The sequence below is a fragment of the Paenarthrobacter sp. DKR-5 genome (assembly GCF_018531425.1).
Lineage (GTDB): Bacteria > Actinomycetota > Actinomycetes > Actinomycetales > Micrococcaceae > DKR-5.
In genome coordinates, this window is record NZ_JAHBOI010000005.1 from 369,196 (window position 1) to 389,986 (window position 20,791).

Annotated in this window: 18 protein-coding genes and 2 tRNA genes; 12 read left to right on the forward strand and 8 right to left on the reverse strand. The window is 68.2% G+C overall.

Annotation, left to right across the window (positions count from 1 at the left end):
- Positions 1-19: 19 nt before the first annotated feature.
- A complete protein-coding gene (locus KIH31_RS13325; protein ID WP_214427614.1) occupies positions 20-2,158 on the forward strand; it encodes a RecQ family ATP-dependent DNA helicase in 2,139 nt (712 codons plus the stop codon).
- A gap of 75 nt (positions 2,159-2,233) precedes the next feature.
- On the opposite strand, the gene KIH31_RS13330 is transcribed toward KIH31_RS13325, so the two are convergent.
- The 3 genes from KIH31_RS13330 to KIH31_RS13340 form a co-directional block, all read right to left on the reverse strand.
- On the reverse strand, positions 2,234-3,265 hold the full coding sequence (locus KIH31_RS13330; protein ID WP_214427615.1) for an aldo/keto reductase: 1,032 nt from the start codon (positions 3,263-3,265) through the stop codon (positions 2,234-2,236).
- Positions 3,266-3,517: 252 nt separating this feature from the next.
- Positions 3,518-3,609 (reverse strand) — tRNA-Ser (locus KIH31_RS13335).
- Between the two features lie 57 nt (positions 3,610-3,666).
- Positions 3,667-5,811 (reverse strand): prolyl oligopeptidase family protein, encoded by a 2,145-nt coding sequence (locus tag KIH31_RS13340; protein WP_214427616.1) that lies wholly within the window; start codon positions 5,809-5,811, stop codon positions 3,667-3,669.
- An 88-nt stretch (positions 5,812-5,899) separates the two neighbouring features.
- On the opposite strand from KIH31_RS13340, the gene KIH31_RS13345 reads away from it, so the two are divergent.
- Complete coding sequence (locus KIH31_RS13345; RefSeq protein WP_214427617.1) at positions 5,900-7,840, forward strand: FAD/NAD(P)-binding domain-containing protein; 1,941 nt, start codon at positions 5,900-5,902, stop codon at positions 7,838-7,840.
- A 72-nt stretch (positions 7,841-7,912) separates the two neighbouring features.
- Here KIH31_RS13345 and KIH31_RS13350 read toward each other — a convergent pair whose 3' ends face one another.
- Entirely contained in the window at positions 7,913-8,668 is a 756-nt protein-coding gene (locus tag KIH31_RS13350) for a FadR/GntR family transcriptional regulator (RefSeq protein ID WP_250545940.1), read from the reverse strand.
- Between the two features lie 180 nt (positions 8,669-8,848).
- Between KIH31_RS13350 and KIH31_RS13355 the strand changes: the two genes are divergently transcribed.
- The 5 genes from KIH31_RS13355 (at position 8,849) to KIH31_RS13375 (ending at position 12,944) form a co-directional block, all read left to right on the forward strand.
- Positions 8,849-10,234, forward strand: coding sequence for an L-fuconate dehydratase (locus tag KIH31_RS13355; RefSeq protein ID WP_214427618.1), 1,386 nt, complete (start codon positions 8,849-8,851; stop codon positions 10,232-10,234).
- Entirely contained in the window at positions 10,231-10,683 is a 453-nt protein-coding gene (locus KIH31_RS13360; protein ID WP_214427619.1) for an RbsD/FucU family protein, read from the forward strand. The genes KIH31_RS13355 and KIH31_RS13360 overlap by 4 nt, the downstream gene beginning before the upstream one ends.
- Entirely contained in the window at positions 10,670-11,548 is an 879-nt protein-coding gene (locus tag KIH31_RS13365) for an amidohydrolase (protein ID WP_214427620.1), read from the forward strand. The genes KIH31_RS13360 and KIH31_RS13365 overlap by 14 nt, the downstream gene beginning before the upstream one ends.
- Before the next feature lie 2 nt (positions 11,549-11,550).
- The gene (locus tag KIH31_RS13370) at positions 11,551-12,597 is read left to right on the forward strand and encodes an aldo/keto reductase (RefSeq protein WP_307857645.1); all 1,047 of its coding nucleotides are present in this window, start codon (positions 11,551-11,553) and stop codon (positions 12,595-12,597) included.
- A 176-nt stretch (positions 12,598-12,773) separates the two neighbouring features.
- Positions 12,774-12,944, forward strand: a complete 171-nt coding sequence (locus KIH31_RS13375) for a hypothetical protein (protein ID WP_214427621.1) — start codon at positions 12,774-12,776, stop codon at positions 12,942-12,944.
- A gap of 183 nt (positions 12,945-13,127) precedes the next feature.
- On the opposite strand, the gene KIH31_RS13380 is transcribed toward KIH31_RS13375, so the two are convergent.
- Positions 13,128-13,215 (reverse strand) — tRNA-Ser (locus tag KIH31_RS13380).
- Positions 13,216-13,302: 87 nt separating this feature from the next.
- Between KIH31_RS13380 and KIH31_RS13385 the strand changes: the two genes are divergently transcribed.
- The 5 genes from KIH31_RS13385 to KIH31_RS13405 all read left to right on the forward strand — a co-directional run bounded on the left by KIH31_RS13385 (position 13,303) and on the right by KIH31_RS13405 (position 18,113).
- Positions 13,303-14,283, forward strand: a complete 981-nt coding sequence (locus tag KIH31_RS13385) for an NAD(P)H-quinone oxidoreductase (protein WP_214427622.1) — start codon at positions 13,303-13,305, stop codon at positions 14,281-14,283.
- 179 nt (positions 14,284-14,462) lie between these two features.
- A complete protein-coding gene (locus tag KIH31_RS13390) occupies positions 14,463-16,760 on the forward strand; it encodes a carbon starvation CstA family protein (protein WP_214427623.1) in 2,298 nt (765 codons plus the stop codon).
- Positions 16,757-16,960: a YbdD/YjiX family protein gene (locus tag KIH31_RS13395; protein WP_214427624.1), complete on the forward strand. Its 204-nt coding sequence runs from the start codon at positions 16,757-16,759 to the stop codon at positions 16,958-16,960. Before KIH31_RS13390 ends, KIH31_RS13395 begins: the two co-directional genes overlap by 4 nt.
- Positions 16,961-17,084: 124 nt before the next feature.
- Complete coding sequence (locus tag KIH31_RS13400) at positions 17,085-17,675, forward strand: bacterial proteasome activator family protein (protein WP_214427625.1); 591 nt, start codon at positions 17,085-17,087, stop codon at positions 17,673-17,675.
- Between the two features lie 9 nt (positions 17,676-17,684).
- Positions 17,685-18,113: a hypothetical protein gene (locus tag KIH31_RS13405; protein ID WP_214427626.1), complete on the forward strand. Its 429-nt coding sequence runs from the start codon at positions 17,685-17,687 to the stop codon at positions 18,111-18,113.
- A 14-nt stretch (positions 18,114-18,127) separates the two neighbouring features.
- Here KIH31_RS13405 and KIH31_RS13410 read toward each other — a convergent pair whose 3' ends face one another.
- The 3 genes from KIH31_RS13410 to KIH31_RS13420 all read right to left on the reverse strand — a co-directional run bounded on the left by KIH31_RS13410 (position 18,128) and on the right by KIH31_RS13420 (position 20,769).
- Complete coding sequence (locus tag KIH31_RS13410) at positions 18,128-18,547, reverse strand: ChaB family protein (RefSeq protein WP_214427627.1); 420 nt, start codon at positions 18,545-18,547, stop codon at positions 18,128-18,130.
- Between the two features lie 261 nt (positions 18,548-18,808).
- Positions 18,809-19,096 carry a hypothetical protein gene (locus tag KIH31_RS13415; protein ID WP_214427628.1) on the reverse strand — a complete coding sequence of 96 codons (288 nt, stop codon included), beginning with the start codon at positions 19,094-19,096 and terminating at the stop codon, positions 18,809-18,811.
- Between the two features lie 110 nt (positions 19,097-19,206).
- Positions 19,207-20,769 carry a CehA/McbA family metallohydrolase gene (locus KIH31_RS13420; RefSeq protein WP_214427629.1) on the reverse strand — a complete coding sequence of 521 codons (1,563 nt, stop codon included), beginning with the start codon at positions 20,767-20,769 and terminating at the stop codon, positions 19,207-19,209.
- Positions 20,770-20,791: the final 22 nt, after the last annotated feature.

Here is a 20,791-nt window from a genome sequence, read left to right on the forward strand (position 1 = left end):
CGGCTGGGATACTGGGGGAATGCAGACAGCAGCACCCGCTCAGTCCACGCACGCCCAGGCCCTTGCCGTGCTCCGCACGCTGGTGGGGAGGGGCGACGCGCAGTTCCATGACGGCCAGTACGAGGCGGTGGAGGCCCTTGTCGACGGCGGCCGGCGCGCGCTGGTGGTGCAGCGCACCGGCTGGGGCAAGAGCGCCGTGTACTTCGTCTCGAGCCTGCTGTTGCGCGGCCGAGGCGCCGGACCCACCCTGATCGTCTCCCCGCTGCTGGCCCTCATGCGGGACCAGATCGCCGCCGCTGAGCGCGCCGGCGTGCGGGCCGCCGCCGTCAACTCGGCCAACCAGTTGGAGTGGGACGACGTGCGCCAGCGGCTCGCGGACGACGACGTCGACGTGCTGCTGGTCTCGCCCGAACGGCTGAACAACCCCCGGTTCCGCGAGGAGCAGCTGCCCGAACTGATCCGGCGCACCGGGCTGCTGGTGATTGACGAAGCGCACTGCATCTCCGACTGGGGCCATGACTTCCGCCCGGACTACCGGCGGATCCGGGAGCTGGTGGCCGCGCTGCCGGCCTCCGTGCCGGTGCTCGCGACGACGGCGACGGCGAACACCCGGGTGGTCGCGGACATCGAGGAGCAGCTCGGGGCTGGGGCGGAGGTGCTGACCATCCGCGGGCCGCTGGCGCGCCGGTCGCTGCGGCTGGGCGTGCTGCGGCTGCCGGACGCCCGCACCCGGCTCGCATGGCTCCTCTCGCACCTTGGCCAGCTGCCGGGAAGCGGCATCATCTACACCCTCACCGTCTCGGCGGCGGAGGACACGGCGCGGCTGCTCCGCGAGGCAGGGCACAACGTGCTGGCTTACACGGGCCGGACGGACCCGGCGGACCGCGAGGTGGCGGAGCAGCGGCTCAAGGACAACGAGGTCAAGGCCCTCGTCGCCACGAGTGCGCTCGGGATGGGCTTCGACAAGCCGGACCTGGGCTTCGTGCTCCACTTGGGGGCGCCGTCGTCGCCGGTCGCCTACTACCAGCAGGTGGGCCGGGCGGGCCGCGCGACGGACAACGCGGACGTGCTGCTGCTGCCGGGCCGCGAGGACAAGGACATTTGGGCCTATTTCGCGACGGCCTCGATGCCGACGGAAGACAAGGCGCTGCAGGTGATCAGCGCCCTGGCGGAGGCGGGCAGCCCGCTGTCCGTGCCGGCCCTCGAGGTGCAGGTGGACCTGCGCCGGTCCGCGCTGGAACTCATGCTCAAGGTGCTCGCGGTGGATGGCGCCGTCGAACGGGTTCCGGCGGGCTGGCGCTCGACCGGGGTGCCATGGCGGTACGACGAGGAGCGGTACCGCCGGATCGCGGAGAGCCGCGACGCCGAGCAGGAAGCGATGCTCGAATATGAGCGCACGGACGGTTGCCGGATGGAGTTCCTCGCCCGGATGCTCGACGACGGCACTGCCAGTGCCTGCGGCCGCTGCGACAACTGTGTGCGGGCCGCGGGAGGCGAGCGCTGGTACCCGGCGGCCGTCGACGACGCCGCCGCCTCGGCTGCGGGCGCGAGCCTGCAGCGCGTGGGAGTGGAGATTGAGCCGCGCAGCACCTGGCCCTCGGGCATGGCCCGGCTGGGCGTGCCGGTGAAGGGACGGTTCTCCGGCGACGAAGTCAACCAGCCGGGAAGGGCCCTGGCGCGGTTGACCGACCTGGGCTGGGGAGGCAGGCTGCGGGAACTCTTCGGTCCCGGCGCTTCCGACGCCCCTGCCGACGAGGCGCTCATCAAGGCCTGCGTGCAGGTCCTCGCCGGCTGGGGCTGGGACGAGCGCCCCGCCGCGGTGGTCAGCGTCCCGTCGCGCTCCCGGCCGCAGCTGGTCGAGTCCGTGGCGGCGGGCCTGGCCGGCGTGGGGCGGCTGCCCTATCTGGGGTCACTTCAGTTCGCCGGGGACGGGCCGACCGGGGGAGCAGGCGGCAACAGCGCGTACCGGCTCGCCGGAGTGTGGGAGCAGTTCGCCGCAGGAGCCGCCGTGACCGAAGCCCTGCAGGGGACGCCCGGTCCGGTCCTGCTCGTCGATGACCTGGTGGACAGCCGCTGGACACTGACCGAAGCCGGCCGCGTGCTGCGCCGGGCCGGCGCCTCAGCCGTGCTGCCCTTCGCGCTGGCCCTGCGCGGCTGAGGAATCCCCGGTGCCGCCGCGGTCAGCGGCGGCACCGGAACTTCCCCGGACTTCCCGGGTTCGGCAGGTCCGGTTCTAGCGGCCGCCCTCGATCTTGCGGCTGCGCTGCTCGATCGCCGGGGTTCCGTACGGGTACTCTGCCAGCTGCGGTGCGCTGACGGCGTCGAGCTTCTCGGTTTGCTCGGGGGTCAGGTGCAGGTCGGCGGCCTTGAGGTTGTCCGCGAGCTGCTCCTGGTTCCGTGCTCCGAGGATCACCGAGGTGACCGCCGGCCGGTGCGCCAGCCAGCTCAGGGCGATCTGGGACGAGGAGACGCCGTGCTCGGCGGCAACCTCTCCGACGGCGTCGATGATCTCCCAGGTGGTGCTCTTCTCGTTGCGGCCCTCGTAGGCTTCCATTCCGCGATTGGGGTTCTCGCCCAACCGGGTGGCGCCGGTGGGAACGGAGTCCCGCTCGTACTTGCCGGTGAGCCAGCCGCCGCCCAGCGGTGACCAGGGCAGCAGGCCGATGCCGGCGTCGAGCGCCGCGGGCACGACCTCGGATTCAATGCCGCGCACCAGCAGCGAGTACTGCGGCTGCAGCGTCACCGGCGGGTTCCAGTGGTGCGCCTTGGCCTCGTAGACGGCCTTGGTCAGCTGCCAGCCGAGGAAGTTGGAGAAGCCGTAGTAACCGATCTTGCCGGAGGCGACGGCGTCGTTGAGGAAGTGCAGCGTTTCCTCCAGCGGCGTGTACGGGTCCCAGGCGTGCATCTGGTACAGGTCAATGTGGTCCACGCCGAGGCGGCGCAGCGAGTCGTCGAGCGCCTTGCGCAGGTGGCGCCGGGAGGTGCCGAGGTCGTTCGGCCCCTTGCCCATCGGGAAGCGGCCCTTGGTGGCGATGACGAGCTGGTCGTGCTTGTCCGGGTTGGCGGCGAGCCAGCGGCCGATGATCTCCTCGGAGGTGCCGGAGGAGTAGACGTCGGCGGTGTCAATGAAGTTGCCGCCGGCGGCCACGTAGTCGTCGAGCAGCGCGTGGGAGGTGGCCTCGTCCGACTCGGCGCCGAACGTCATCGTGCCGAGGGCGTAGGAGGAGACGACGGCGCCGCTGTTGCCAAGCTTGCGGTATTCCATAGGGTGGTCCTTCCGGTCTTCCTTGAACAGTTGGTCAGTGACCCAGCCTATGCGGACATCAGACATCCAGGGCGGCCCAGCGTGGCCCTGCCAGACCCACCCGGATCCGCCCCGGTTTAAGCGCGCGAACGGCCAGTTGTGGCGGCTTCCGCGCGCCGGAGCCCGCCACAACTGGCCGTTCGCGCGCAGGACCGGGCGCGGGAAGGCTGCCGCGGACACCAAAAAACCCCCGGAAAAATCCGGGGGTTTTCGTGGCGGAGACGGGGGGATTTGAACCCCCGGTCGAGTTTAACCCCGACCCTTCATTAGCAGTGAAGTCCATTCGGCCGCTCTGGCACGTCTCCAGTGCTATTACTAGCCCCCCAAGATTAGCCGGAAGCGGCCGCCGATAGCAAAAACGGTCACGCGAGCTGCTGCCAGAGGAACTCGTGGCTGTAGCAGTGCAGCCGGGCAGCCTGCTTGTTGTCCGCCGCGCCCGTGTGGCCGCCCTCCAACGACTCGTAGAACCAGGCGTTCGCGTGGCCGAGGCGCTGCAGCCGGGCGGCCATCTTCCGGGCCTGCACCGGACCAACCCGGTCGTCGCTCGTTGCCGTCCAAATGAACGACGGCGGGTACTCGGCACCGGCGCGGACGTTGTGGTACGGCGAGAAGGTCCGGATGAACTCCCACTGCGCCGGATCGTCCGGGTCCCCGTACTCGGCGATCCAGGAGTGGCCTGCGGAAAGACGGGTGTAGCGGCGCATATCCAGCAACGGCACGCCGCAGGAGACGGCACCGAAGAGCTCCGGGTACAGGGTGAGCATGTTCCCGACCAGCAGGCCGCCGTTGCTCCGCCCCTCGCAACCCAGATGCCCGCGCGAGGTGACCCCGCGCCGGGTCAGGTCCTGCGCGACGGCGGCGAAGTCCTCATAGGCGCGGTGGCGGTTTTCCCGCAGCGCCGCCCGGTGCCAGGACGGACCGTATTCGCCTCCGCCGCGGATGTTGGCCACCACGTAGACGCCCCCGCGGCCGTCGGGCGTCCGCCGTTCCAGCCAGCTCCGGCCGACCGCTCCGCTGTAGGCCGGGGTCCGGGAGATCTCGAAGCCGCCGTACCCGGACAGCAGGGTCGGGTTGCCGCCGTCGAGCACCAGGTCCGCGGAGGCAACCTGGAAGTACGGCACCCGGGTCCCGTCCCGGGAAACCGCAAAGTGCTGCTCCACGCGGTAGCCACCGTCATTGAAGTACGACGGCGACCGTTTCACCGGTTCCGCAGCGGCGCCCCCGGCTGCTGCGGCGGTGCCGCGGAGCAGCGACGTCGGTGTCGTGAAGCCCGTCGCCACCAGCCAGTAGTCATTGCCGCAGCTCTCGTCCTCGTCGTCGACGGCGGACACACTGACCGATTCCAGCGCCGGCATCCCGGTCACGACGGACCTGGCCCAAGACCCCTCGCGCGGGGTGAGCACCTCAATGCGGGAGCTGACGTCCTGGAGCAGGTTCAGCAGCAGGTGGTCCTTCGTCCAGCTCCACGCCTCCAGGGCGGTGTGCTCATCGGGGGTGAAGAGCGTGGTCAGGGCGCGCTCGCCGGCCAAGAACCGTTCGAGTTCCACGACCAGCAGGGAACCCGCCGGATGCAGCGTTCCCCCGCATTCCCAGTCCTGCCGCGGCCGCAACACCAGCCACTGCCGGTGCAGGTCAACGTTCACGTCCGTGGGAACCTCGATCAGGTCCCAGCCCCCGTCGCGGCGCAGGTGGACGCGGCGGTTGTAGAAATCGATCATGTCCACGGCGACGGTCCGCTCGAACCCGGGTGTGGAATCGTGCACGGCGAAGGCCATCACATGCTCGGCGGGAACCTCGAAGAACGGCTCGGCGTCCGCTGTCGTGCCGCCTCGGCGGAGGACGCGCACGGTGCGCGGGTAGGACGAGGCGGTCATCGATCCGGGGCCGAAGTCGGTCGCGACGAGCAGCGTGTCCTCGTCGAGCCAGGAGACGTTGGTCTTGGCGGCCGGAAGCCTGAAGCCGCCGTCGACGAAGCTGCGGGTATCAAGGTCGAACTCGCGCACCTCCTTCGCGTCGCCGCCGTCCGGGGACAGGCTCAGCAGCGCGCGCCGGTACTCCCGGCCGCCGTCGGCGGGCCGCAGCAGCTGCGCCCCCGCGAACACCCAGTCCCGGCCCTCGGACCGCCCCAGCTCGTCCAGGTCAAGCAGCACATCCCACTCGGGAGTCTCCTGCCGGTAGCTGTCCCAGCCGGTGCGCCGCCACAGCCCGCGCGGGTTGGCCTCGTCGCGCCAGAAGTTGTAGTACCAGTCACCGCGCTTGGTCGCCATCGGAATGCGGTCCGAGGAATCGAGCACCTCAAGCACGGAAGCCTCCATTCGCCGGTACTTGGCGGACACCAGCAGCGCTTCCGTGCGCGAGTTCTGTTCCCGCACCCACGCGAGCTGCTCGGCGCCGTGGATGTCTTCCAGCCAGAGGAACTCGTCCTCCTCGCCGGCCTGCGGGGTGGGGCTGGCCTGCGGGGTGAGGCCGTCCTGCGGGACGGAAGCATTCGGTTCAGGAAGGGTCATCCGACCATCCTAGGCACCCGGATGTGGCGCCCGCCGGATGCGGCCTCCGGGCACCTGCCGGCAGCGGCGCAGCCGATAAGCTCGGAGCATGGCAACGGACGGAACGACGACGGTGGCCCTGGTGGGCGCCGGCCCTCGAGGCACGTCCGTGCTCGAACGTCTGATCTCGCACTGGGCAGCGGCGCGCACAGCGGACGGCGCTCGGCTGCGGATCCACGTCATCGACCCCTTCCCGCCGGGGCCCGGCCACGTCTGGCGCCAGGGCCAGTCGCGGCTGTTCCTGATGAACACGCAGTCGTTCTTCCCCACGGTGGTTCCCGGCCACGGGATGCGGCCGCGGCCGGTTGCGGGGCACAGCTTCGACGAATGGCGGACCCTGATGCGAGCGGACGGCGCGGATCACGGGCTGCGGGCGGATGGCGACCTGGACGAGCTGTGGAAGCTCGAGTCCACGGACTTCCCCAGCCGGACACTGTATGGCAGCTACCTGCGCTGGACCTTCGAGCAGCTTAGGGCAGCGGCGCCGGAGACCGTGTCGGTGGAGATCCACCGCACGTCCGCGCTCGCCGTCCGCCGCGCCGGGACAAGCTTCACCGTCGAGCTCGACGGCGGGGGCAGCGTGGCTGCCGACGCCGTGGTGCTCTCGCTCGGGCATCTTCCGTCCCGGCTTCGGCCGGACCAGCGCCGGCTCGCAGAGGGCGCCCGCGCCGCCGGGCTGCGCTACTGGCCGCCCGCCGTCCCCGCCGACGTCGACTGGGCGGAAGTGCCCGGGACCGAGCCCGTCCTCGTCCGGGGGATGGGGCTGAATTTCTTCGACGTCATGGGCCAGCTCACCGAAGGCCGCGGGGGCAGGTTCGTTGGCACGGGCGCCGGCCCCGGAGCTGCGTTGCGGTACGAGCCGTCCGGCCGCGAACCGAAGATCATCGCGGCGAGCCGCCGGGGTGCGCCGTACAGTGCCAAGGCGCGGCTGCAGAGCTACTACCCGCGCTCGCTCCGGCTGCGCCATTGCACCGAGCAGGCCGTGCGGCGCTTCGCCGCCGCGAACATCACGCCCGGATTCAACCATGACCTGTGGCCGCTGCTGCACAAGGATGCCCTGTGGGCGTACTACAGCACCCTCGCCAAGGCAGCGCCGGATGCCTTCACCTCCGACCCGGACGGGTTCCTGGGCCGGCTGGACGAACTGCTCGGTCCCGCCGGAGCGGCCCCCGCCCACGGCTGGGAGCAGGCCGTCTCCGAACTGGTCCACAGCGGGATTGCTCCCGGCGAGCGCCTCGACCTGGAAGCGCTGGCGGCGCCCTTCCGCGGCCAGTCCTTCCCGTCGCACGCGGCTTTCGACGACGCCGTGCTGTCCTACCTGGAGCAGGACGCCCGACGCTCCGCGGAGGGGGAGGCCGACCCGGTAAAGATGGCGGTCGGTGCCCTGAATGCGGGGCGCGCCGTGATCAAGGACATCGTCGCAGACGGCGGCATCACCGACGAGTCTTGGGCGGGGGAGCTCCGCGGCTGGTTCGAACCCTTCGTCGAGGGCCTGGCCAGCGGGCCGCCGGCGCTGCGCGCCGAGCAGCTGGCGGCGCTGGTCCGTGCCGGCATCGTCAGTTTCGTCGGGCCGGACCCGGTCTTCAGCATGGATCCGGAGACCGGCTGTTTCAGCGCGGAATCGGCGTGGGTGGACGCTCCCGCCTTCACGGCCCGCAGCATGATCGAGGCGCTGGCACCCGCGAACCGCGTGGCGGTCAACGAATCCCCGTTGCTGGAACAGCTCCTGCAGGACGGGCTGGTGCGTCCCCGGCTGATGATGCTCGCCGAAGGAACCCCGGTGCAGACGCCGGGACTGGACGTCACCCGGCCCCCGTACCGGCCGCTGGATGCGCACGGCCATCCCGTCGACGGGCTCTATGTCCTGGGGCTGCAGCTTTCCTCCGCGCAGTGGGGCACCGCGATCGCAGCGGAAGCGAACCCGCGTTTCCGCAGCGGGGACAGGACGCTCCGGGATGCCGACGCCGTCGCCCGCGACATCCTGTCCTGAACCCCCGGGGCTCCTGGACCCTGGCGCTCCTGGGCGCCGGACTCGTCGAGCTGACCCTGTTTGGGTTTCACATCAGGTGAGTGTGGTGGGGCCGTTGTGCTCCGGCGCCTCGTCTCCAAGGGCCTCGGTGGGGATCAGCCCCACGTAATCCTCCACGGCGTAGAGGTGGTTGGCCATGCGCGTGCGGGCCCGGTCGACATCGTGTCGTTCCAGAGCTTCCAGGATCCCTAAGTGCTCCCGGTGGGTGGCAAGAAGGCCATCGCTGTCATGCAGCGAGCGCCAAAGCCGGTCGCGAAGGGTCCGCGTGGATACGGTGTCGATCAAGGCTGCCAACACGTGATTTCCCGAGGCACTGGCTATGAGGTGATGGAAGTCCATGTCGGATTGAAGTGCTGCATTGTGGTCGGTCGGCTGCCCATGGATTGCTTTCCCGGCGCGGTCGAGGATGGCGGCGGCCGCTTTGAGTTGATCCTCCGTGATGCAGGACGCCGCAGCGGCTGCGGCCTCGGTTTCCAGAGCCCGACGTACCGTATGAACCTGGCTGGCCCTTTCGCCGTCCTGCAGGCCCACCCAGAATTCCATAGCCGAGAGGAGCGCGGCCGGCTCGAGCTTCGTGACGAAGGTGCCGGCTCCCTGGCGGGTCTCCAGGATCCCCACCGTGGATAAGGCCCGGATGCCTTCGCGAAGCGACCCGCGTGAGACGCCCAGCTCCGCCGCCAGATCCCTCTCCACCGGCAGCCGGTCCCCGGGAGACAGCCTTCGGGTTGAGAGCATCTTCTTGACGCCGGAGATGACGACGTCTGTCTGGGACATGGTCGGCTCAGGCATCGTAGGGGTCCTTTTCTCGATCGCGCGGCGGCAAGTCTTTGGTCAGTCTACCGTTTTCATCAGATGTATCTCTTGGCTCTCTGGGGTATCTGGGCTAGCCTAAGCCGCAGGTCGGCAAAGTCATCCGATCTTTTATTGTTGGCAATGCCCCGGACCAAGACTCCCGCTGGAGGTAGTCCCTTGACACAGATCATCGGATACGACGTGTACGACGTGCGTTTCCCAACTTCGCTCTCAGCCGACGGCTCCGACGCGATGAACAAGGACGGGGACTATTCCGCGGCCTATGTCGTGCTGAAAACTGACGACCCGTCCCTATACGGCTGCGGTTTTACATTCACGATCGGTCGAGGGAACGACCTTTGTGCCGCAGGGATCGAGGTGAGGAGCCGGCCGTTGCTGGGGCGCGACGTGGGTGAGATTTGCGAGGCCCTAGGGACCACCTACCGCGGGCTGAAGTCCGATTCGCAGTTGCGTTGGCTTGGGCCGGACAAAGGTGTTGAGCATCTCGCCCTGGGCGCGGTCATGAACGCTGTGTGGGATCTCGCTGCCCGCCGGGCCGGGAAGCCTCTTTGGCAGTTGCTGGCGGACATGACTCCGGAACAGGTTGTTGAGGCGGCCGACCTGAGCTATCTCTCCGACGTCCTGACAAAGGAAGAAGCCGTCGGCATTCTGAGGGCTCTGGTCCCGTCCCGTGACGCGCGGCTGGCGGAACTGCAGCAGCGGGGCTATCCCTGCTACACCACCTCTGCCGGATGGCTCGGCTATTCCGACGAGAAACTCCGCCGGCTTTGCCAGGAAGCCGTGGACGAGGGGTACCGGCACATCAAGCTCAAAGTGGGTGCCTCGCTGGAGGACGACATCCGCCGGCTGGGCATCGCGCGCGAGGTGATCGGCCCGGAGGGCAACCTGATGATCGATGCGAATCAGGTCTGGGACGTTCCGGAGGCGATCGAGTGGGTCAAGCAACTGTCGGAGTTCCGTCCGCTGTGGATTGAGGAACCCACCAGTCCGGACGACATCCTCGGCCACGCCGAGATCCGCAAGGCGGTTCAACCCGTGGGCGTTGCAACCGGGGAGCACGGTATGAACCGAGTGCTCTTCAAACAACTCTTCCAGGCGGGCGCCATCGACTTCTGCCAGCTGGATGCATGCCGCTTGGGGAGCGTGAACGAGGTCCTTGCCGTCCAGTTGATGGCAGCGAAATTCGGGGTGCCGGTCTGCCCGCACGCCGGAGGCGTGGGCCTGTGCGAACTCGTGCAGCATTTGTCGATCTTCGATTACCTGGCGGTTTCCGGCGACCTCACCGGGCGGGTGACTGAGTTCGTGGACCATCTTCACGAGCACTTCGTCCAGCCGTGCATCGTCAACGAGGGGGCCTATGTGCTTCCCGATGCGCCGGGATATTCGGCGGAGATCCGCGAAGGCACACTGCAGAAGTATGCGTTTCCCCTCGGCGACTACTGGAAAGCCTCGGCCGTTGGCCGTGCCGAGCAGGCTCGGAGGGCGACCCAGACTTCCCTGGGAACAGCGTTCGCCACCGGACGGATTGAAGACCAGGCATGATCAATTACGGCCTGACTCATCCCGGCCTGATTCGCGCTCTCGCCGAGTCCGGGCATGGGTCGCAGATCCTCATCGCCGACGGCAACTACCCGCACAACACCGGGGCCCCGGCTTCGGCCGCGCGCATCGCGCTCAATCTGAGGCCTGGACTGCTCACCGTGGACCACATCCTCGAAGTACTGATCGACGCCGTACCGATCGAGGCGGCAGCGGTCATGGCTCCGCCTGACGGTCGATGGACCGAGGCGGTCCGCGGGTACCAACGGGCGCTCGGAGCGGAAGTGCCGTTCACGTCCCACGAGCGCTTCGATTTCTACAACGCCGCCCGCAGCCCGGACGTCGCCGTCGTTATCGCGAGCGGAGACACTCGTCCTTATGCGAACCTTCTGCTCACCATCGGCGTGGTGGCCGATGGCACGGACCGGCGGGGCGCCGATGAAGGTTCTTGACGCTCATGTTCATGTCTGGGACCCGGCACGGCTCGACTATGGCTGGTTGGACAACGAACCCCGGCTGAACCGTCCGTTCCTTCCGTCGGATGTCCCGTATTCGGACGGCGACACGCGGGGGAGCGTCTTCGTGCAGGCGGCCTGCTCGGATCGGCAGTGGCTTGCTGAGGTCGATTGGGTGACGAGCCTCGGCCCGACGTGGCCGCAGCTGTCCGCCATCGTCGCCTTAGCTCCGATCGAGCGCGGCGACGCGGTGAGCGCGAACGTCGAGCAACTGCTGCAGCGGCCGCTGGTCCGGGGAGTCCGGCGGCTCTTCCAGGATCAGGATGATTCCTTCATCCTGGCGGCCGACACCGTTGCTGGTGCAGCAAGAGTTGCGAGGTCCGGATTGACGTTCGACGCCTGTGTCCGGCACTCGCAGTTGCCGGTGCTGGCCGAATTCGCCAGCCGACTGCCCGGACTCAGCATTGTGCTGGACCATATGGGCAAGCCTCCGATAGCGGACGGGTGGGGTGCCGCCGCTTCTACTGCCTGGGCGGCGGACCTTCGGCGGCTTGCCGTCCTGCCGAATGTCAGCGTGAAGCTTTCCGGAGCGGGCGCCGAGGCTGCGCCCGACATCCCTTTGCGAGGCCAGGCGCTGCCCTTCCTCGAGGAGACCCTGCTGATCTTTGGTCCGGAACGGTGCATGGTCGGCAGCGACTGGCCGGTCTCCTTCGCCGGCCGTTCCGGATACTCCGAATGGGTGGACCTCGTGCTCAACACGGCGCTCAGGGGCGCCGGGGACGAAGACCGGAAGGCGGTAGCCTGGCGGACCGCCGCACGCTTCTATGGGCTCGACGAACATCTATCCGACGACAAGGACTAAACGTGCAGACAGCAATGCAAACCCGGACCATCCCCGGAACGGCGCTCGCTCTCACCACGCTCGGTTTCGGAGGGGCGCCCATCGGCAATCTCTACCGCAGCGTTGAAGATGAGGATGCGTACGCCGCCCTCGATGCCTCCTGGGAGGCAGGCATACGGTACTTCGACACGGCACCCCACTATGGTCTTGGCCTGTCGGAGCGCCGCTTCGGTCAAGCATTGCGGGACCGACCCCGCAACGAGTACGTGCTCTCGACCAAGATCGGCCGGCTGTTGCGGGCCAACCCGACGCGGGGCGGCCGTGACACTGAAGAATTTGACGTTCCGGATGACCTGATGCGGGTGCGTGACTACTCCGCGGACGGCGTGAAGCGGTCGATCGAGGAAAGCCTCGAGAGGCTCGGCACCGACCGCATCGACATCGTCTACATCCATGACCCTGATGACTACTGGACGGAAGCGATCAACGGCGCCGTGCCCGCGCTCGCGGAGCTCAGGTCCCAGGGAGTGATCGGCGCGTACGGGGTTGGAATGAACCAGTCCGAGATGCTGCACCGCTTCGTCACCGAAGCCGACGTCAACGTCATCATGCTGGCAGGGCGCTACACCCTGCTGGAACAGGGGGCGTTGCGTGACCTTATCCCGGCCTGCGCTCAAAGGAACGTAGGCATCGTCAATGTGGGGGTCTTCAACTCCGGGCTGCTCTCAAAGAACCGGCCGGCCAGCGACGCTACCTACAATTACGCTCCTGCGCCGGAGCGGGTGCTCGCGCGTACCAATCTCCTGGCCGACATCTGCGAAAGGCACGGCACAACCCTTCCCGCAGCGGCGCTCGCCTTCTCCTTCCGGCAGCCGTCGGTGCTCAGCGTCGTCGTGGGCATGCGGAACGCAGCCCAGGTGGAACAGAATCTCGCCTTGGTGCAGCAAGGCGTTCCCGACTCCCTCTGGGCGGAGCTCCACCAGCGCGGACTCATTGCCGAATCGGAGGCGGAGCTGGAGGGCCTAACACCAATGGAAACGACAGGAACGAAGGCAGGGGCGGATCAGTGAAATTCATGCGGATCGGCGACGCCGGCCACGAGCGGCCATAAGATACCTGGCCAGCCCGCTGAGCGGATCAACAGCCGCGGTTTCACTTGCCGTCGACGGAGGCATGCTGGCACCCTAGCCGGGAGAGGTGCAGCGGTGGCACGCTAGGCAGACCACCGCAGACGGGAGCAGATTCCATGAGCGAACTCAAATGCAAGCTGTGCGGACATCCGTTCGTCATGCACCGGATCGTTGAGATGGAGTACGGCGAAAAGAGCGCCCAGGACGACGTTCCGCACCACTGCAGCAACCCGGCGTGCGAGAACAGTGACCCTGAGCGTGTCACGGACGCTTCCTACACCGAATAGACGAAAGCCGCGAACGCCCTAGCCGGTGCCGGATTTTGGTGACAAAATCGAGAGCGCTGGGGCCCCAGCATGGGAAGTCCCTCCGGTCTCAACCGTATGGGGAGGGCTTTCCGGGCAATCCGGCCAGGCTGCCCCCTTGGCCGGATTGCTTCGCGTCCGGGAACTTTTCCGGGAAAGAAGGAGCGGAAGGTAAGGGATTCGAACCCTTGGTACGGGGTTACCGCACACTGGTTTTCAAGACCAGCTCCATCGGCCGCTCGGACAACCTTCCTTAGCTAGTAGTGTTTCATAGCGGGCTCGGCTCAGACAAAAGCAGAAACAAACGCAGCCGGGCGCGAAAGACTAGCGGAGGATAGGCATGAAAGCGGTTGTCATCGCGAAGCCCGGCGGTCCCGAGGTGCTCCAGGTCCAGGAGGTCGACGCCCCTGTGCCCGGCCCCGGGGAAGTGCTGATCGACGTCGTCGCTGCCGGAATCAACCGCGCCGACGTGCAGCAGCGCCGGGGGTTCTACCCGCCGCCGCCCGGCGCATCCGAGATTCCCGGCCTGGAAGTGTCCGGGCGCATCGCCGCCTTCGGGCCGGAGGTGACCAAACCGTTCACCAAAGGGGACCCCGTCGTCGCACTTCTCTCGGGCGGCGGGTACGCCCAGCAGGTGGCGGTCCCGGCCGAGCAGGTCCTGCGGGTGCCCAAAGGACTGGACCTGGTCAGCGCGGCGGCGCTGCCGGAGGTGGCCGCCACTGTGTACTCCAATCTCTATATGACCGCGCAGCTGCAGCCCGGGGAGACGGTGCTCATCCACGGCGGTGCGGGCGGCATTGGCACGATGGCGATCCAGATGGCCAAGGCCTTCGGCTCGACGGTGATCACCACGGTGGGAAGTGCCGAGAAGTTCGGCACCACGAGATTCCTCGGGGCCGATGTCAGCATCAACTACAACGAGGACGACTTCGTGGCGGAGGTGCGCGAGCACACCGACGGGCGCGGGGCCGACGTCATTCTCGACGTGATCGGTGCGAAGTACCTGGACCGCAACCTCGATGCGCTGGCACTCTACGGAAGGCTTGTGGTGATCGGGCTGCAGGGCGGCGCCAAGGCGGAGCTGGACCTTGGCAAGCTCATGGCCAAGCGTGCTGCCGTCATCGGCACGACCCTGCGCGCGCGCCCGGCGGCGGAAAAGGGTGCGATCATGGCCGCCGTGCGCGAGCACGTGTGGCCCCTCATCGAGGACGGGTCCGTCCAGCCGCAGGTCAGCCGGACCTTCCCGCTCGCGCAGGCTGCCGCCGCGCATGAGTATTTCGACTCCGGGGAGCATGTGGGCAAGGTCCTGCTGCTGGCCTGAGCGCAACGCAGCACGTGCCGGGGAGCGCCGGCAAGGGGACCCGGCTGGACCGATCGTCGCACCGGATGCGCCGCTCACCGATCAGGCGCGGTGGCGCCCCGCCCGCGGGCCCGGATACCCCCAGGGGGACTGTTAGCCTCGTGATGTAGACCACTCCACAACATCACGAGGGGAAATCCATGTCTGAGCGCGATCAGCGCACTTCAGCACGCGGCGGCGCGGGGGACCACGCTGTGCTGACCCAGGACCCGGCGCTCCCGCCGGTGGTCCTGGACCCCGAAGCGGAACGCAAGACTGCCAAATGGACGCCGGCGAGGATCGCCCTCTGGGCTGCGATCTCCCTCCTGGGCGGCGTCGCCTGGGTGGTGCTCGCCGTCGTCCGCGGTGAAAGCGTCAACGCGATCTGGTTCGTGTTCGCCGCCGTCTGCACCTACCTCATCGGCTACCGCTTCTATTCGAAGTACATCGAGAAGTACCTGCTCAAGCCGGATGACCGGCGCGCCACCCCGGCGGAGTACAAGGCGGACGGCAAGGACTTCGTCGCCACGGACCGCAACGTCCTCTTCGGCCACCATTTCGCCGCCATCGCCGGAGCCGGCCCCCTGGTGGGACCCGTGCTCGCAGCCCAGATGGGCTACCTGCCGGGGACCATCTGGATCATCGTCGGGGTCGTCCTCGCCGGCGCCGTCCAGGACTACCTTGTGATGTTCTTCTCCATGCGCCGCGGCGGCCGCTCGCTCGGCCAGATGGCGCGCGAGGAGCTCGGGCTCATCGGGGGCACCGCGGCCCTGGTGGCCACCTTGCTCATCATGATCATCATCGTCGCCATCTTGGCGCTGGTCGTCGTCAACGCCCTGGGTGAGAGCCCGTGGGGCGTCTTCTCTGTCTCCATGACCATCCCGATCGCCCTCCTGATGGGTCTGTACCTGCGCTTCTGGCGCCCGGGCAAGGTCACCGAGGTCTCCATCATCGGCTTCGTCCTGCTGATGGCCGCGATCATCGGCGGCGGCATCGTCTCCAAGACCGAATGGGGCGCCGCCTTCTTCCACCTGGACCGCACCACCATCGCGTGGGGCATCATCATTTACGGCTTCATCGCCGCGGTCCTGCCGGTCTGGCTGCTGCTCGCTCCCCGGGACTACCTTTCGACCTTCATGAAGATCGGCACCATCGTCATGCTCGCGGTGGCCGTCGTCGTCGTCCGCCCCGAGATCAACGTCCCCGCGTTCAGCGAGTTCGCCGGCAAGGACAACGGGCCGGTGGTCTCCGGAGCGCTCTTCCCGTTCCTGTTCGTGACCATCGCCTGCGGGGCGCTCTCGGGCTTCCACGCGCTAATCTCCTCGGGCACCACGCCGAAGCTGATCGAGAAGGAGCGTCAGACCCGGTTCATCGGCTACGGCGGCATGCTGATGGAATCCTTCGTGGCCATCATGGCGCTGGTCGCCGCGCTGTCGATTGATCGCGGCATTTACTTCGCCATGAACGCCGCCCCGGCTGCGACCGGCGGGACCGTCGAAGGGGCCGTCTCCTTCGTGAACTCGCTGGGTCTTACCGGAGTGCAGCTCGACGCCGGCACCCTGGCCCAGACGGCCAAGGACGTGGGCGAGCAGAGCATCGTCTCGCGCACCGGCGGCGCGCCCACCCTCGCCGTCGGCCTGGCCCACATCATGCACCAGCTGTTCGGCGGGCCGGCCCTGATGAGCTTCTGGTACCACTTCGCCATCATGTTCGAGGCGCTCTTCATCCTCACGGCGGTCGACGCCGGCACCAGGGTGGCGCGCTTCATGCTGCAGGATTCGATCGGCAACTTCGTGCCCCGTTTCAAGGACACCTCCTGGCGTCCGGGTGCCTGGCTGACGACGGCGGTCATGGTCGCCGCCTGGGGCGCCGTCCTGCTGATGGGCGTGACCGACCCGCTCGGCGGCATCAACACGCTGTTCCCGCTGTTCGGCATCGCCAACCAGCTGCTCGCGGCTATCGCCCTCGCGGTCTGCCTCGCGATCGTCGCCAAGCGCGGCAGTTTCAGGCACCTCTGGGTGGTGGCGCTGCCGCTGGCCTTCGCCGCCGTGGTGACAATTTCGGCATCGTTCCAGAAGATCTTCTCTCCGGTTCCCGCCGTGGGTTACTGGGCGCAGCACAACGCGTTCCAGCACGCCCTCTCGCAGGGCAAGACATCGTTCGGCACCGCCAAGACCGTCGCCGCCATGGAGGCCGTGGTGCGCAACACCACCGTCCAAGGCACCCTGTCGATCGTCTTCGTCGTCCTGTCCATCGTCGTCATCCTCGCCGCGCTGCGGGTCACCTGGCGCGCATTCCGCAACGGGCCGGCGTCGTTGGGCCCGGATACGGAGGACCCTGCGGTTCCGTCCCGCATCTTCGCTCCCGCCGGCATGATGGCCACAAAGGAGGAGAAGGCGGTCCTCGCTGAGTGGACCGAAGCGGGCCGCGAACCGGTGCCTGCCGGAGCCGGGCATTGAGCACTGCACCGGCACGGCTGGGACGCGGGCTGAAAAGCCTGGGCGCCTACCTTAAGGCGGTACTGGGCGAGGACGCGTATGAGCAGTACCTCGCCCACCACCGACGCACCGCCTGTGAGGCGCCGGCCATGACCGCGAAGGAATTCTGGCGCGACAAGACGGACCGCCAGGACGCCAATCCGCAGGGCCGCTGCTGCTAGGGAGCGCTGCTGCAGCTGACGGCACAGCGACCGTATGGAGGCCGCGGCGGGACACTCACAATGTCCCGCCGCGGCCTTCGCGCTACCGAAGGACGGGGCAGAACCGACGTGAGAGTATGAACCCATGAGTGAACAGGATGAGACTGTTACCGAAGGCCGTGTCACGGACGGCCACGCCGACGGCCCTGAGCACCGCATCGAACAGCACCAAGGCGGTGAACCCCCGCAGCTCCAGGAGCTCGTTGACCAGCCAGCCAAGGTCATGCGCATCGGCACGATGGTCCGTCAGCTGCTCGAGGAGGTGCGCAATTCCCCGCTCGACGAGGCCGCCCGCACCCGGCTGGCCGAAATCCACGAGCGGTCCATCCGTGAGCTCGAGGACGGCCTTGCCCCCGAACTGGTCGAGGAGCTGCACCGCATCCACCTGCCGTTCACCGAAGCCCAGATTCCGTCCGACGCCGAGCTGAGGATCGCCCAGGCACAGCTGGTGGGCTGGCTCGAGGGGTTGTTCCACGGCATCCAGACGGCGTTGGCGGCCCAGCAAATCTCGCTCCAACACGCGGCTGCGCAGCGGCAGTTCCGCGAACTTCCGCCCGGAACCGTGATTGCGCCCGGCATCGTCATCGGAGAAAACGGCCAGCCCCGACGCGCCGCTCCCGGCCGCGAGGGCAAGCAGCCTCCTGGTGAGGCCACCGGCCCCGGACAGTACCTCTAGGCGGAGCGGTTGGCTTTCTTCGCCGCGGCACGGCAGGCCCGGCGGGACGACGCCGAACTCGGCAAGGGCGTGTGGCGGCGCGCCCACGACCGCTTCCGCCGCGGCCTGGATCGCTACCACCAGGTGCTCGAGGGGGTGGACGACGACGCCCTCTATAACGACCTGGCCGCCCTCGCCAACGACCTGGCGGCCTTGCTGCCGCGCGTGCGGGCGGTCTGCCGCGAGGCGCATTACCGGGCGCCCAGTGAGGAACTCGACATACCCGGGGCCCTGATCGAGGTGCACCGGGAACTCTCGCGGGCCGGAAACTCCTTGGCGACGACGGCGGAGGCCGCGGCCATGGCTCGGCTGGGTGTGGCCGATCCGTCCACGCCCCGCCGCCGCGCCCAGGCGGTCTTCGACCAGGTCGCCGCCTGCGAAAGCCTGATGCGGCGCTGACCCCGCCGCGCCCGCTACTCCGAGGCCTTGCGTGTCTTCTGCTCGTTGGCCTTCCTGATGGCCTCGACCAGTTCGGGTTTGGACATCGAGGAGCGGCCGGGCACATCGAGGCGCTGGGCGATCTCGTAGAGGTGGGCCTTCGAGGCGTTGGCATCGACGCCTCCGGCAGTCGAAGCCGGGCTGTTCCGGCCTCCCGCCGCCCGGCTATCCGAGGGACCCGGTTTGTCCTTCTTCTCCCAGCGGTCGCCGACCTTCTCGTGCGTGTGCTTCAGCGCGCTGTACGCCACCCGGTGCGCGCGCTCCTCGTCGGAGTACTCCGCAGCCGCGGCATCGTGGGCTTTGGCGAATGTCTCCTGCGCCTTGCGGTCCGAGCGCTGCAGCGTACCGGGCAGTTCGTTCTGCCGTGCCGTGCCGCCCTTGTCTGTCTTCGGCATTCGCTTCTCCTGTCTCCCGCTGAGCCGGCGCTACTCGATCAAACACCATCGTTCATACCCTAGGGGGTATTATTGTTTTAGGGGCGCCGCATCGGAGGCGCCCGACGACATATCTGACGAAGGAGTTCATTATGTGTGCTGCAGTTGGCTGCAATCGTTGCGGCAAGGTCACCTGGGCCGGGTGCGGGGAACACGTCGACCTGGTGATGGCCGACGTTCCGCAGGAACAGCGCTGCACCTGCAACGACTGATCCTCCCGGGCTAGTCCTCGTGCTCCGGCGGCTCGCCTGCCAGCCCGCGCTGGGCCCGGTCGGCCCGTTCGGATGAGCCAGGCGGCAGCGGGTCGGTCGCCCCGGGAACTTCATCGGGGGCATAGTCGGCGAGGCCCGCGTCCACCCGCTCCTGTTCCGTGGCGAGTGCCAGCGCGTCGTCGTCGACGTGGTCGTGCATCTTGGAGTGGCCGTAGCGGGACTTGCGGGGCAGCGCGTCGTCATGAGGTTCAATCACATCGTCGAGCTCGGACGGCCCGTCGTTGGTGGAGCTGGACATCATTCCTCCTCCGTTTTCGAACGTCTTCCCAGCCTAGACCGGTGCCCTGCGACTGTCGACGGCGGCTGTGGTTCCGGGTGTGCCGGAACCACAGCCGCCGACGGGTCTTCCTAGGCCACGCCGAGGAAGATCGGGTTGCTCAGGGCGGCCATGGGCCCGAGCAGCAGGGTCGTGCCCATGGCGGTTCCGTTGCTGGGGCTGCCATCGGCCATGGGGTGGCGGACTTCGACGCGCACGTACGCGGCGAGCTGCGGCGTCGTGACCCAGGTGCTGGTCCCTTCGCCGGTTGCCGGGAGGGTGACCTGCTGGGTCTGGCCCTCATCGGTGATGAAGCGCACCACGCCGTTCGGGACGCCGGTGACCTTCGCCGTGACCGTCACCCGGGCGTCATCGGCTGCCCTGAGGCGCTCGCCGACGCCGGCAGTGCGGCCGCCTGAGCTGACGGTGAAATCGAGGGAGATGTCGGCGGATTCGGCGATCCAGCTGCGGCCCTGGCGGATGCCGTCAAGGAGCGCATCCCGTGACAGGGCGGCGGCGTTGACCACGTTGTGCGGCAGGCCGATGACCTGGGGGACGCTGTGGGCATCGCTGTTGCCCATGGCCGGCAGCCAGCGGTCGCCGGTGCGGACGGACTGGGCGAGCATGGAGTCCCAGCTGTTGATGGCGTACTCGTCGTCGGCGGTCCACGGACCCGTCCAAACTTCCACCGCGTCGGCGTTGTCGTAGCCGAACTTCCAGCGGCAGGCGACGTACGGGCAGTAGGGGTGGGCCGGTACCACGATGCCGCCGGAGGAACGGATGCGCCGGGCTTCCTGCTCGAAGCCCTTGTCGCGGGCGCGGTAGCGCCAGTCGATCCATTCCCCGGGTTCGAGGCCGAGCGCCAGGTAGTGGCCGTTGCGGGTGGTGACTTCCTCGCCCGTGAGGATCAACAGGTCGTTGCCGGCGAGTGGACCCCATACCCCGTGGGAGGCAGGAGTGTTGTGGTCGGTGCTGATCATGAAGTCCAGCTTCGCCGCCCGCGCGCCCGCCGCCACTTCGGCGGGGGTGCGCTTGCCGTCGGAGTAGACGGTGTGCAGGTGCGCGTCCCCGCGGTACCACCCGGCGCCGCGGCCGGCGATCTGCTGCGCCGGGTACTGCGGGCGGAACGCTGCGCCGTCGGGCCCGTAGTCGAGGGTGACGTTGACCGTGTAGTCCATTCCCTGCTCGGACACCTGGTACGGTCCCAGGGCGATGTTCCAGGTGCCCTTCCCCACCGGCCCGGGCAGGTAGCCGGGGGTGGCTTCTGCGGCGCTGATAAAGAATTCGGTGCGGAAACCGCCGGACCAGCCGCGGAAACCCTTGCCGGCGAGGTCGGTGCCCTTTTCGTCGAAGACGCCGATGTCGCAGGCGTTGGTCAGCAGCCCGGAGGCCACTGCGGGCTTGCTGTAGCTGTAGGAGACGCTGATCTTGTTGACGCCGGCCGGGATCTGCACGGGCAGGTACACGAAGTCCGCGGCGCCGGGGTCCAGATGCCCGGTGATCGTCTTGGTCCGGCTGGTGCCGGTATCAGCCGCGGCGAAGGACATCGGGGCCAGCGTCAGGGCGGCTCCGGTCAACGCGGCGGCCAGGAAACCGCGGCGCGAGGGGGACAGGGAAACACTTTCGCCCGCATGGGCTTTGCATGGTGAACTCACCCGCCCGATTCTCACCATGCGG

Excerpts from the sequence above, each read along its gene's own strand:
- KIH31_RS13360 (WP_214427619.1), top strand. The coding sequence starts at position 10,231 with ATGATCAATTACGGCCTGACTCATCCCGGCCTGATTCGCGCTCTCGCC.
- KIH31_RS13410 (WP_214427627.1), bottom strand. The coding sequence starts at position 18,547 with ATGCCGAAGACAGACAAGGGCGGCACGGCACGGCAGAACGAACTGCCC.
- KIH31_RS13385 (WP_214427622.1), top strand. The coding sequence starts at position 13,303 with ATGAAAGCGGTTGTCATCGCGAAGCCCGGCGGTCCCGAGGTGCTCCAG.
- KIH31_RS13325 (WP_214427614.1), top strand. The coding sequence starts at position 20 with ATGCAGACAGCAGCACCCGCTCAGTCCACGCACGCCCAGGCCCTTGCC.
- KIH31_RS13375 (WP_214427621.1), top strand. The coding sequence starts at position 12,774 with ATGAGCGAACTCAAATGCAAGCTGTGCGGACATCCGTTCGTCATGCAC.
- KIH31_RS13330 (WP_214427615.1), bottom strand. The coding sequence starts at position 3,265 with ATGGAATACCGCAAGCTTGGCAACAGCGGCGCCGTCGTCTCCTCCTAC.
- KIH31_RS13345 (WP_214427617.1), top strand. The coding sequence starts at position 5,900 with ATGGCAACGGACGGAACGACGACGGTGGCCCTGGTGGGCGCCGGCCCT.
- KIH31_RS13390 (WP_214427623.1), top strand. The coding sequence starts at position 14,463 with ATGTCTGAGCGCGATCAGCGCACTTCAGCACGCGGCGGCGCGGGGGAC.
- KIH31_RS13415 (WP_214427628.1), bottom strand. The coding sequence starts at position 19,096 with ATGTCCAGCTCCACCAACGACGGGCCGTCCGAGCTCGACGATGTGATT.
- KIH31_RS13350 (WP_250545940.1), bottom strand. The coding sequence starts at position 8,668 with ATGCCTGAGCCGACCATGTCCCAGACAGACGTCGTCATCTCCGGCGTC.
- KIH31_RS13365 (WP_214427620.1), top strand. The coding sequence starts at position 10,670 with ATGAAGGTTCTTGACGCTCATGTTCATGTCTGGGACCCGGCACGGCTC.
- KIH31_RS13340 (WP_214427616.1), bottom strand. The coding sequence starts at position 5,811 with ATGACCCTTCCTGAACCGAATGCTTCCGTCCCGCAGGACGGCCTCACC.
- KIH31_RS13400 (WP_214427625.1), top strand. The coding sequence starts at position 17,085 with ATGAGTGAACAGGATGAGACTGTTACCGAAGGCCGTGTCACGGACGGC.